Genomic DNA, 12,155 nt, shown 5'->3' on the forward strand with positions numbered 1-12,155 from the left:
CGGCTATTTGTATAAATAGCCGTTTTTTAATTTTTATTTTTTCTTCCTAGTTATATTTCTACTTAGTGTTAATGGACGTCTTGTATAGCCAAACAATCTGTAGTCCTTAATTAATTCGGCTGTACCTTCAGGAACCATGTCTTCCCAACCTTTTTCACCTTGGGAAATTTTTCTTAAAATCTCTCTAGAGAATATATTCATGATGCTTTCATCATAATCCTCAATATCGATAACCTTACCGTTGTATTTAAAGAATTTATAAAGTTCTTTCATACGTGGATAAACTTTTAAATTTTCACTGGTTATAAGTTCTCCCGTTTCGGTGTCCTTCATTGGATACAAGTAGACTTTTAAATCTTTAAAGAACAATTTACCAAAAGCTTCAAGTATGCCACCACTCATATGGCGATAGTATTTTTCGTCAAAAATATCGATTAAATTACTAACTCCCATGGCTAATCCCATTCTTGCTTTTGTGTAGTTAGAAAAGTATTCAACTACCTTAAAGTATTCTTGGAAATTGGATATCATAACGGATTGTCCTAGAGAGCATAATAAATCTGCGCGATCTATAAAATCTTGTTCGTCAATTTCGCCTTCTGCTCTTAAATTGGAGAGTGTAATTTCAAAAACAACAACCGTTTTCTTTTCATCAACCTTGTTTTCCTTAATAAACATTTTATATGATTTTTCATACATAGCCATGTTTACTTTGGTTACCGGTCTAAAGCTTCCTCTAAGTGCTAAAATGTTTTTCTTGTAAAATACACGTGCCGGTAAAACGTTGGTTCCGTCTGGACCAAACATTACGGCGTCCGTCATGCCGTTTTTAACAAGTTGTAAGCTCATTAATCGGTTGTCAATATCTTTAAAAACTGGTCCTGAAAAATTGATGGTATCAATTTCCAGTTGGTCTTTATCTAGATGATCGTATAAATAACGTAATAACTTTTTAGGTTCATTATACTTATAAAATGCACCATAAATTAAATTTGTACCTAATACACCAAGAGTTTCTTGTTGCAGTCGTGCATCGGTTTCTTTAAAACGTAAATGCAGGATTATTTCGTTGTACTCAGCTCCAGCTTCAACTTGGTATTTTATACCTACCCATCCATGACCTTTAAATTGCTTTGCAAAATCAATGGTAGCCACTGTATTAGCATAGGTGAAAAATATTTTATTCGGATTTTTTTCACGTGTTAACCGATTTTCCATAAGGTCCATTTCGTGAGCAAGCATTTTTCTTAAACGCGCTTCGGTTACGTATCTTCCGTCGTCTTCGGCACCATAAATGGCATCACTAAAATCTTTGTCGTAAGCAGACATGGCTTTAGCTATAGTACCTGAGGCACCGCCGGCTCTAAAAAAATGACGACAGGTTTCTTGTCCCGCGCCAATTTCTGCAAAGGTTCCGTAAATGTTTGCGTTTAGGTTGATTTTTAATGCCTTAGACTTTAACGATGGGATATCGTCAAACTCTTTATCTCCAGTGATGGTTATTTCCATAATGTTTATAGGTTACGTCTTGTATCTACAAAGGTATCAAATAAGTGTAGCAAACAAAAAAATAAACTTATTTTTGTAAAAACTTAAAATTTTTGAAAATTACTTTTTTAGGTACCGGTACTTCTCAAGGCGTTCCAATTATAGGAAGCGATCATCCAGTTTGTTTAAGTGAAAACCCGAAAGATAAGCGTTTACGTGTTTCTGTTTTGGTTGAATGGGATGCGTTTAGTTATGTTGTGGATTGCGGACCAGATTTTAGATGTCAAATGCTTAGAGAAAATGTAAAGCGGATTGATGGTATTGTATTTACGCATGAGCATTCCGATCATGTAATGGGATTGGATGATATCAGGCCATTTTATTTTAAGCAAGGCGATATTCCAATTTATGGGCATAAACGTGTTTTAAAATCAATAAAAAAACGATTTGATTATGTTTTTAAAAAAGAAAACAGGTATCCGGGAGCACCTGAAGTCGTTACGCATAGATTGAAAAATAAGCCGTTTAAATTGAAAAACTTAAAGGTGATTCCTGTAAATGGGAAGCATCATGAATTACAAGTTTTTGGTTTTAGGTTTAAGAATTTTGCGTATTTAACAGATATGAAAACAGTTTCAGATAAAGAAATTGAAAAAATTAAAAACGTAAAGGTTTTGGTAGTTAATGCTTTGCGGATTGAGCCGCATCACTCGCATTTTAACTTAGAGGAAGCTTTAGAGTTTATAAATAAAGTTAATCCGGAAAAAGCTTATTTAACACATATTAGTCATTTATTGGGTTTTCATGACGAGGTTGAAAAAAAATTGCCAGACCATGTGTTTTTGGCTTACGACGGATTAAAAATAACAGTTTAAATAAAAGTTATAATGAAGCAGAGAATTTTTATGTATTTATTTGTGTTTGCAGCACTTTTAGTGTTGTTTCAATATGTTAGCTCAAAACGAATTTTTGAGGATATTGATAAGCAGCTCGTAACAAGTAATACATTGCTTAAGAAATATAAGGATTCTGTAGCTGTTTTGCAGAATGATATTTTAGAATTATCACATTTTAATCTATATCGAAATGAAGACGCTATTAGTTATTTTGAAAATGATGGGTATAAAATAGATGAATTGATTCCGTTTATTAAGGATGAACTTTATAAACTAAATGAGGTGAAAGGCGAGCATCCAATAATACCGTATGCTTCTGGTGAAGGTAGAAAAATGCTGATTAATACTGTAAAAATGCTAAATCATAAATGGATTATAGCCGATTTTTCCGATGGTCAATATTGGGGAGAAGTTCTGTTAACCTATGAAATAACTGAAAAGAAGCAGTTGAAATTCCAGTTAGTTGAACATTTTTTATACCCTTTTGATTAAGTTCTAGTCTATTTTAATAGCTGTTCCTTTTTCTTTTCGTTTAGGTTCGCCTTCGTTAAAGGATGCTTTGGCGTATTCAAAGGTGTAAGAGCTATCCGTAGTGGTTAGTATTTTCATATGAATAGGGTCTTTCTCTGCGATAGACTTAGGGTTTATTTTATACAATACAAACTCACAATCATTTATCCACTTTACTTCGGAGCTATCTGTTTTTCCGTCGTAAAAATTAATACTATAGCGTTCAGTTCGTTTAAAGTTTCCGCTTTTTGCAACACCATCAACCATGTAATCAAAACGAAATGTTCCTGTTTTATAGTCTTTGCAGTTTCTAGTGGTTTTGTAGCAGCCTGTTATGCTACATAATAGGATTAAAAGAAGTGATAAGCGCATGGTAGTTAATTTAACTACAAAGCTACTAAACTATATTATCAATTTTCGTAGTTTTTAAAACTTCCGTCAGAATAAAATACAACAATGCGTTCTATTGTTTTGTTTTCATCGCTTTCCATTGGTGGTAATTTTGGAATTGGACTCGTTGGCGCGATGTTTTGTGGAGTAGGTTCTTTTGTTTTTTCTTCAGATGGAAAAGAGCCTTTGCCATTAAATAGCCAATACAAATCTACCTCGGGGAAGGCGGAAAGTACTTTTAAAATAAAGTCTAAACTTGGCTTGTTTCTTCCTGATAATATATGTGAAATACTTGAGCGTTGTACGCCAATCTTTTCGGCAAAAGAAGATGCGGACTCACCATAGTAATCTATAACTTTTTGTAGTCTTTTTATAAAATCTTCTGTGTTTATCATTGTAAATTGTAAACTAAGGTGAAACAGTGTTACAAATGTAACAATTTAACTTGAAATCAAGAAACATATTGTATTGTAATCGTTGTATTTGTTTAAGTTTTAGTTCATATAGAGTGCAGTAAAATACTGTTTTATAGGATATTATATTGTTTTTATGTGTTTAATGTTTTTTTGTTGATTAAAATCAATTTAAAAAATGTTTTTTTGTTGATTATTGTAAACAATTAGTCGTGTTTTATTGTTTACAAATGTAAAAAAGTAATTGTTTACATTTGTGTACACAAAATTAGCAAGATGCAATTAGAAGATATTAAAGCGTTGTACTTACAACATAAAGAAGAACAATTATCTCATCGATATATTACCAATAAAGACATTGAGCCTTTGCTGGAAAAATTATCTAAACATATTCAAGTAGAAACTATTGGTAAATCTGTTTTATCAAACCCAATTTATGCCTTAAAAATTGGTAGCGGGAAAAAGCGCTTGTTAATGTGGTCTCAAATGCATGGAAATGAATCGACAACTACTAAAGCATTATTCGACCTTTTAAATAGCCTTTTAAGTACGAATTCTAATCTAAACTATATTTTAGAAGCTTGTACCTTATATATTATTCCTATTCTAAATCCTGATGGTGCTTTAGCATACACACGAATAAATGCCAATGAAGTAGATTTAAATAGAGATGCTCAAAATAGAACGCAACCAGAAAGCATGGTGTTACGTGAAGCTTTTAAGTCGTTTAAGCCTCATTTTTGTTATAATTTACATGGACAACGGACAATTTTCAGTGCAGGAAACACAAATAAATTGGCAACAGTATCTTTTTTAGCACCTGCACAAGACGCGGCGTGTACAGTTACGCCTAATAGAAAAATTGCTATGGAGGTTATTGCTGTTATGAATAATACACTACAAAATATTATACCCGAGCAAGTAGGTGTGTACGATGATGCTTTTAATATAAATTGCGTTGGCGACACCTTTCAAAGTGAAAATGTTCCAACCATTTTATTTGAAGCTGGACATTCTGCAAATGATTATGGAAGGGAAGTTACGCGTGAGTTGATCTATATATCTTATTTAGCCTCCTTGGATTATATTGCTACAACAGAGGTTACAGGTAGTGCATATGAGTCTTATTTTACGATACCAGAGAATGGGAAATGCTTTTTAGATGTTATTATAAGGAATGCAAAGGTTGATGGAGTTTTAGTGGATATAGGTGTTTTGTTTCAAGAGCGATTAATTAATAATAGGGTGGAGTTTGTGCCAAAAATTGAGAAAATTGAAGCGCTAAAAGGGGTTTATGGACACAAAGAGATTGATGCTAAAGGTGTTGAAGTTTATAATGCAGAAGGTGGTTTATTGAAAATTGGTTACGAAAACGTTTTCGTGATATTAAATAATGAGAAAATATTGCTTTTATCGAAATAAAACATAGTATAAGTTCTGTATTTTTAATAAAAATGTATTAATTTTGCCCCATATATAAGAATAGTTAATTATGGGAAAAATTAAATTAGACGAAATAGATCATCAAATTCTTGACATGTTAATAGATAACACAAGAATTCCTTTTACTGATATCGCTAAAAAATTATTAATTTCTGCAGGTACAGTTCATGTTCGTGTAAAAAAAATGGAAGAAGCTGGAATTATTAAAGGTTCTTCATTAATGTTAGATTATAAAAAATTAGGCTATTCATTTATTGCTTACGTAGGTGTTTATTTAAATAACACATCGCAAACTAAATTTGTTTTAGAGCGTATTAATGAGATTCCTTTTGTTACTGTAGCGCATATAACAACAGGTAAATTTAATATTTTCTGTAAAATTAGAGCAAGAAGTACAGAGCATGCAAAAGAGGTTATCTTTTTATTAGATGATATAGAAGGTGTTTACAGAACAGAAACCATGATTTCGTTAGAAGAAAGTATAAACGATAAAAAACGTTTGATGCATTCTATTTTTAATGATATGTAGATTTATAAAAAAAATATTTTTTTAAAGCTCTGTGAAAACAGGGCTTTTTATTTTTATAATGAAGCCAAAATCATTGATTAAGGCTTTATTTCGACATTGAAGTAATATTTATGCATTTTAAAGAAAGTATTTGGAATTATAGCCGACTTCCTTCATATTTGAGTAATATTTAAAAAAATATGATATTCAATTCTTTAGAGTTTTTTTTGTTTCTTTTTGTGGTTTTTATGCTTTATTGGTTAACATTAAAAAAAAGTATTAAAGGTCAAAATATTTTACTTCTTATTTCAAGTTATATATTTTACGGTTGGTGGGATTGGAGGTTTCTTTTTTTAATACTATTAAGTACTATTGTAGATTATTATATAGGTATTACTATTTATAAGAATGAAAAACAAAAGGTACGCAAATCCTGGCTGTGGGTTAGTGTTTTGTTTAATTTAGGCTTACTAGGTTTTTTTAAGTATTATAATTTTTTTGTGGATTCGTGGATCGATATGTTTTCACTGCTAGGGTATAACATAAAAAGCACTTGGACATTAAATATTATTTTGCCGGTAGGGATTTCATTTTATACGTTTCAAACCATGTCGTATTCGTTTGATATCTACTATAAAAAATTAAAACCAACCAATAACTTTTTAGCCTTTGCAGCGTTTGTAAGTTTCTTTCCGCAATTAGTTGCTGGGCCTATTGAGAGAGCTTCAAACTTGTTACATCAAATTATAGGTAAAAGAACATTTAGTTATAACCAATGTGTAGGTGGCTTAAAACTTATTTTATGGGGACTATTTAAAAAAATGGTTATAGCGGATTCTTTGGGGCCAATTGTTGATGATATTTTTACGAATTATGCTAGTTATTCGGCATCAACGTTAATATTAGGAGCTATATTTTTTAGTTTTCAAATCTATGGGGATTTTAGCGGGTATTCTGATATAGCTATTGGTACCGCTAAGCTTTTTGGAATTGAGTTAAAATCTAATTTTAAATTCCCTTATTTTTCAAGGAATATTGCAGAGTTTTGGGTACGTTGGCATACCTCTTTGTCCGATTGGTTTCGTTATTATGTTTATATTCCATTAGGTGGATCGCGTGAAACAAAGTTGATTTCAATTAGAAATATCGCCATTGTATTTTTAATTAGTGGTTTATGGCATGGTGCAAATTGGACCTATTTGTTTTGGGGTGCTTTCCATGCCATTGCATTTGTGCCTATTTTTTTGTTGGGTAAAAATTCAAAATATAAAAATTCTATAATAGGAGAGAACACAATATTACCGTCAATAAACGAGGTGCTTCGAATGGTTATGGTTTTTAGTATTGTTACCTTTTCTTGGGTGTTTTTTAGGTCGGCTACTATTGCGGATGCTTTTAGTTATATTTTTAGGGTTTTTACAGAATTTACGTTTCATTCCTATATACATCCAAAAGGATTCAGGATGATTGATTATTATATTCTAATAGCTCTTTTTGTTGTTTATGAATATTTAATAAGACGCGACGAACGCGCACCGTTTAATTTTAAATCTAAATATGTTCGATTCGTTGCGTATGCCATTGTTGTTTTATGTCTGTTGTTATTTTATGATAGTAGCATAGATCGATCTTTTATTTATTTTCAATTTTAATTATTAAAGGAACTGAGAGATGAAAAAAATATTTTTTAAAGGTGCTTTTTATAGTTTGTTGATTGTAATAGTTTTAGAGTTGGTTATTAGAGGTTTTCATTTAACTAAAGATTATCCTGTTAGAATTATTGATGAGAATAAGGTAGAGAAGTGGCAACCTAATCAAAATGGGTTTTCGGTTACCGGAAATAGACGACAAAACTTTTCGGAATTTCGGATTAATAATTTAGGATTTAATTCTCATCGCGAGTTTACACCTTCAAAAGAGAAAAAAGAAATAGCCTTGGTTGGAGATTCTTATATAGAAGGTTTTCATCAAGATTATCAATATTCTATAGGAAAAAAGATAGAAAATGAGTTAACGGATTTTGAAGTTTATGAATATGCTTATGCAGGTTATGATTTTGCCGATGAGTTAAATTTAATCCATCAATATAAAAAGGACTTTAACCTAATTGATTATGTTTTTATCGATCTTAAATTTAATACAGATTTAAAAAGGGGAGAATACGCCGTAATTCCCGATAGAATGAATCTAGAAACGCCATTTTACAGAAATATACGTAAATTTAAATTATTGGTTTATTTGAATAGTATTGGGATAACAGGAGATTTAAAAACTCGTTTTAGAGAGCTAATAGCTTTAAAAATTAAGCCGGATAGAATAGTTTCAAATAAAAGTAAACCGGAGGATAACGATAAAATTAACCCTAAATATTTAGCAAATTTTAATCAGTTGATAGAAACTTATAATTTCGATAAATCACGTTTCGTGCTCTTATTGGAAAAAAGAAATACACCTAATGCTTTTAAAAATTACTTGAAAGCAAATAATTTTAAATATATTGATTTAACAGAGGTTTTAGAACAATCTAAAGCGCCTACGACACTAGTATACGATAGGCATTGGAATGATAATGGCAGGGCATTGGTAGCTAGTGCAATTGTAAATTATACGAAGCATTTGGAATTAGAGAATTAGGGTAAATTATAATTTTAGTTTTCTTAATATAAAAAGACTTGTTCTGTATATGGTGGGCTTTAAGTCCTTTAATATGTACTTAATAGGGGTGTTGTTAAAAATAAAATTTAATTTTAATAACTGGGTTTTATCTTTTTTAATGCTTTTAACCAAGCCTTTTAAAAGCATAAAATCTATTAATTTATAGTTTGGGGTTTCAAATGTTTTATTTAAGCTCGCTAAGCAATATAAATGAGGGAAATTTACCCCAGCAAATAAAGAAGCTTCTACAGATCCCCAAAATCTTGGATTTATTTCTACAACCTTAAAATTTTTAGCGTTTTTATCAAACCTCATGTCTAGATGTGCCACTCCAGACCAATCTAAAGATTTCATTAAGGTTTTTACTTGATTTATTATGTCGTCTTGCTTTACAAATTTAAACGATATTTGAGGTGCAAATTTATTACCTCCAAACATATTTGGTTTTTGTATGGTATAGGCTAAAACCTCTCCATTTTTGCATAATACACTACAATCAATATCATATCCTTCAATATAATCCTGTACAAGGTAATCGCCTTTAGAATCGTTAGATTTTAGAAACTCCAAAAATTCAGGTGCGTCCTTAAAAACTTTAATACCTACACCGCCTCCAGGGCTTTCAATAGGTTTAATAAGTACGGGATAATTTACCTTGCTTAAATCGGGTGTTGTTCCTTGTGTGAATACCTGACTTTTAGGATAAGGCAAGCCTAATGTTTTTAAATAATTAATTAATGTGCCTTTATGGATTGCTTTTTCAAAATTGCTGTGAGACGGGAGTAGCGCTAATTTATTTGGTACCGTTATTAAATCTTTATATTTAGTAATAAGCCGAATGCTATCCTCAAAAATGGGCATAATTAAATCAATGTCGTGATTTTCAGTAATGGCATTAATGTTATTAATATAGTCGGAAGCAGATTCTGTTTTTGGCCGATAATAAAACTTAAATACTTTTTTTGAGTGCTTCATAGGGATGTCTGCATCATCAGACATAACATGAATTTTTATCCCTTTAATTTCCGAAAGGCAGTTTAAAACAATCATTAAAACTGGAGCTTCTCCATCGGGTATCAGAAGAGATATAGTATTGCTGGGCATAAATAAGTAGTTCTTTAATTAAGTTTTAATTTGCTTGGGGCATATTAATTATTCAAATATTTAAAAATAATTTGGAATGAGTATACTTTCGAATTGAAATATATATATAAATTTCATACTATGTGTAAATAATAAGACAAAACTTACTCTTAAAAGAATAATTTTGTAATTATTAATCTTTTATTGGACATTTGATTATAAGAAATCAATCAAAAGACACTTTAAACTACAGGTAAAAATGGGTTTGTTACAAACAGTTAATCATAATTTTACACAAAAATTTTTCGAGAATGGTGATTTTAACCCTCTTATTGGTGAAATTTATAACGAAAATAAAAATGAGAGTTTTGAGAACCCGAATCAAAATTTAGATAACACAAATTTAAATGCTGTGTATTTAATTGAATTTGTTCCACCTTTTTTTAAATTAAAATTTAATGCTTCTAAAGGGCAATTATCTTCTTTTAAATACACCTATTTTAAAGGTTTTATGTGCGATTTAAGGACGAGTAAATCGTTGGACGATTACATGTCGACTCAGTTAGGGAAAAAGAAGAAAAAAGTTGTTCTTAGTCGATTAAGGCGCTTAGAAACTTGTTTTAATATAGAGTATAAAACATTTTATGGGGAAATAAAAAACGATGAGTGTGATGCTTTAATGGATGCCTTTAATGCCATGATTAAAAAACGATTTAACCAAAGAGGTGATACCCATAGTAGTTTAAAAACTTGGGATTTTTATAAAGAGGAAACCGCAGCGTTGATTAGAAGTAATAAGGCTTGTTTATTTGTAATTTATAATGATAATACCCCGATTTCAATAAGTATTAATTTTCTGTTTGATAATGTTTTTGAAAGTGCTATTAGTTCTTATGAAATTGATTATGCTAAGTTTGGACTTGGTAATATTATAGTATTAAAAAAATTAGAATGGTGCTTCGATAACTGTTTTAATTTTTTTAATATGCGCTACGGCGATTATCCTTATAAGCGAATGTGGTGCAATACTGTTTTTGAATATGATAGTTATGTGGTGTATAAAAAATCTATAACTAAGTATTTGAAGGCTTTTGTAGTCACTAAAAAAAATCAAGCTATTACTTATGCTATTCTAAATAAAGATAAATTTAAGGCTTTAGTGAGTTTAAGATCTAAATTGAAAGGAAAAAGTAATAATACTTCTAATGCAGATGTTGAACAACCTAAAGAAGCTTGCTTTAAGGCGCTAGATAATTTCATGGAATCTAACTATAAAAATCTGGTTCCTGTGGATATAAAAGGTGATGAGTTTGCTTTTTTAAGAAAACCTATATTTGATTTACAATATAGTCAAGCGTCTAAAACAGAAGATATGGCGTGTTTTAAAATAGATAACAATACATATGTGGCAAAAAACACGAAAACTAATAAATATTTTATACTAGAATTGGCCTAGGTGTTTTAATTATTAAAAAGCTCCAAATTTTTTAGATAACATTATAAATCAGGAAAGTTTTACATACTGATTGTCGGCACTATTTTTTATTACATACCTATCATTTTCAAGTTGAAAGAGTTCAATGGCATCAATATGTGCATTATTAGCATATAAAAAATTATAAACTTCCTTTTTAAGTTCCGAATTGGTGGATTCTGATAGCGAAAAGGGTTTCAGACTCATATTAGCAATTTCAGTATCTAGAACAGGTGTTGTTTGATAATATTTTTGTTCTGGTGCTTTTCTGTTTTTTAGTTTAAAGATGGCTTTATAATAAAAATCATTGACTCCTTTTTGCCTTAAGTATTGCTTAAGTTTAAATTTAGCAGCCACTAAGGCTGATAACCCGCTTGATATAATAGACTTTTCGTAAATTAAATGATATTCGTAATTATAGATTTTATTACACCAATCTTTTTTATAACCGTATTCACCTTTATAAAAATCGAATTTATTATACCCTTTAGTAGCAAGTGCTTCAAATAAATCCATTATGGTTATAGAACCTAAGCCGAATTTATAATAATTAAGGTCAAACACAGGAATTACACCAACGGTAAGCGAATTAAAGTGATAACACAAATAAAATGAGATTGGTTTTTTGTCATTATAAACGACATAAAGCGAGGCTTCTCCATTTGCAATCATAGGATGAATGGTATCGGTGTAAAAATCCCAGAAATAACTATCAGTTACGGAGTAAAATTCTTTTCTTGATTTAAATTTTTCAATTAATAAAGCTTTAAAAGCGCTCATTAAATTAGCATACTCGTCTTTAGGTATTGCTGTTTTGTAAAATAATTGATAAGATATATTAAAACACTTTTCTAATTTCTTTTTTCTCCTTTTAATGTTACCAATTTTTTTTCTACCAACCTGTTTGCTAAAATACTCGTTGAGTGTTTCATACTCCGAAAAATCGGCCATATAGGCTTCATATTCTGGAATACGTTTAATTTTTAATTTGGTACCTGAAGGTGTATCTCTACCTATATTATTTTCATAATTGGGGATATTATAAATAACTAGGAGTTTGTTTTTAAAATTAGTATCCCTTGTTTTTTTTAAATCATAACTATTGGTATTCATTAATAAGCTACCTCCAATACTACTAAAAACAGGAAAGAACTTGCCTTTTAGAAAGTTGACACCATCTATAAAATTAAAGTGATATAACGGGGTTTCCTTGGCAAAGTGAGACTTCCATTTGTCCTTAAATAATGCAGAAGACGATAAGGCTTTATTCATTTTGTATTTATTTAACCCCTAAA

The 12,155-nt window shown here is 30.3% G+C and carries 12 protein-coding genes; 7 read left to right on the top strand and 5 right to left on the bottom strand.

All coding sequences use genetic code 11. The annotated features are described in order from the left end of the window. Positions 1-33: 33 nt before the first annotated feature. The gene (locus ABJM36_RS02860; protein ID WP_348448974.1) at positions 34-1,509 is read right to left on the bottom strand and encodes a TonB-dependent receptor; all 1,476 of its coding nucleotides are present in this window, start codon (positions 1,507-1,509) and stop codon (positions 34-36) included. Between the two features lie 92 nt (positions 1,510-1,601). Between ABJM36_RS02860 and ABJM36_RS02865 the strand changes: the two genes are divergently transcribed. Both ABJM36_RS02865 and ABJM36_RS02870 read left to right on the top strand, forming a co-directional pair. Beyond that, positions 1,602-2,363: an MBL fold metallo-hydrolase gene (locus tag ABJM36_RS02865; RefSeq protein ID WP_348448976.1), complete on the top strand. Its 762-nt coding sequence runs from the start codon at positions 1,602-1,604 to the stop codon at positions 2,361-2,363. A gap of 12 nt (positions 2,364-2,375) precedes the next feature. Further along, a complete protein-coding gene (locus ABJM36_RS02870) occupies positions 2,376-2,876 on the top strand; it encodes a hydrolase (protein WP_348448978.1) in 501 nt (166 codons plus the stop codon). Positions 2,877-2,879: 3 nt separating this feature from the next. Here the strand turns inward: ABJM36_RS02870 and ABJM36_RS02875 are convergent, their stop codons facing one another. Beyond that, positions 2,880-3,266 (bottom strand): hypothetical protein, encoded by a 387-nt coding sequence (locus tag ABJM36_RS02875; RefSeq protein ID WP_348448980.1) that lies wholly within the window; start codon positions 3,264-3,266, stop codon positions 2,880-2,882. A 38-nt stretch (positions 3,267-3,304) separates the two neighbouring features. Further along, positions 3,305-3,679: a helix-turn-helix transcriptional regulator gene (locus ABJM36_RS02880; RefSeq protein ID WP_348448982.1), complete on the bottom strand. Its 375-nt coding sequence runs from the start codon at positions 3,677-3,679 to the stop codon at positions 3,305-3,307. A 294-nt stretch (positions 3,680-3,973) separates the two neighbouring features. On the opposite strand from ABJM36_RS02880, the gene ABJM36_RS02885 reads away from it, so the two are divergent. From ABJM36_RS02885 to ABJM36_RS02900, 4 genes are all read left to right on the top strand, one after another. Then, a complete protein-coding gene (locus tag ABJM36_RS02885; protein WP_348448984.1) occupies positions 3,974-5,119 on the top strand; it encodes a M14 family zinc carboxypeptidase in 1,146 nt (381 codons plus the stop codon). A 70-nt stretch (positions 5,120-5,189) separates the two neighbouring features. Then, positions 5,190-5,669 (top strand): winged helix-turn-helix transcriptional regulator, encoded by a 480-nt coding sequence (locus ABJM36_RS02890; RefSeq protein WP_144115933.1) that lies wholly within the window; start codon positions 5,190-5,192, stop codon positions 5,667-5,669. A gap of 179 nt (positions 5,670-5,848) precedes the next feature. Continuing rightward, positions 5,849-7,300, top strand: coding sequence for an MBOAT family O-acyltransferase (locus tag ABJM36_RS02895; RefSeq protein ID WP_348448986.1), 1,452 nt, complete (start codon positions 5,849-5,851; stop codon positions 7,298-7,300). Positions 7,301-7,319: 19 nt separating this feature from the next. Next, entirely contained in the window at positions 7,320-8,282 is a 963-nt protein-coding gene (locus ABJM36_RS02900; protein ID WP_348448988.1) for a hypothetical protein, read from the top strand. 6 nt (positions 8,283-8,288) lie between these two features. Here ABJM36_RS02900 and ABJM36_RS02905 read toward each other — a convergent pair whose 3' ends face one another. Beyond that, positions 8,289-9,407 (bottom strand): ATP-grasp domain-containing protein, encoded by a 1,119-nt coding sequence (locus ABJM36_RS02905; protein ID WP_348448990.1) that lies wholly within the window; start codon positions 9,405-9,407, stop codon positions 8,289-8,291. Positions 9,408-9,645: 238 nt separating this feature from the next. On the opposite strand from ABJM36_RS02905, the gene ABJM36_RS02910 reads away from it, so the two are divergent. Further along, a complete protein-coding gene (locus tag ABJM36_RS02910) occupies positions 9,646-10,842 on the top strand; it encodes a GNAT family N-acetyltransferase (RefSeq protein ID WP_348448992.1) in 1,197 nt (398 codons plus the stop codon). Between the two features lie 48 nt (positions 10,843-10,890). Here the strand turns inward: ABJM36_RS02910 and ABJM36_RS02915 are convergent, their stop codons facing one another. Beyond that, entirely contained in the window at positions 10,891-12,132 is a 1,242-nt protein-coding gene (locus ABJM36_RS02915) for a GNAT family N-acetyltransferase (RefSeq protein ID WP_348448994.1), read from the bottom strand. Positions 12,133-12,155 lie beyond the last annotated feature (23 nt).

Origin of the sequence: Algibacter sp. (assembly GCF_039977455.1) — a bacterium.
Taxonomy (GTDB): domain Bacteria; phylum Bacteroidota; class Bacteroidia; order Flavobacteriales; family Flavobacteriaceae; genus Algibacter_B.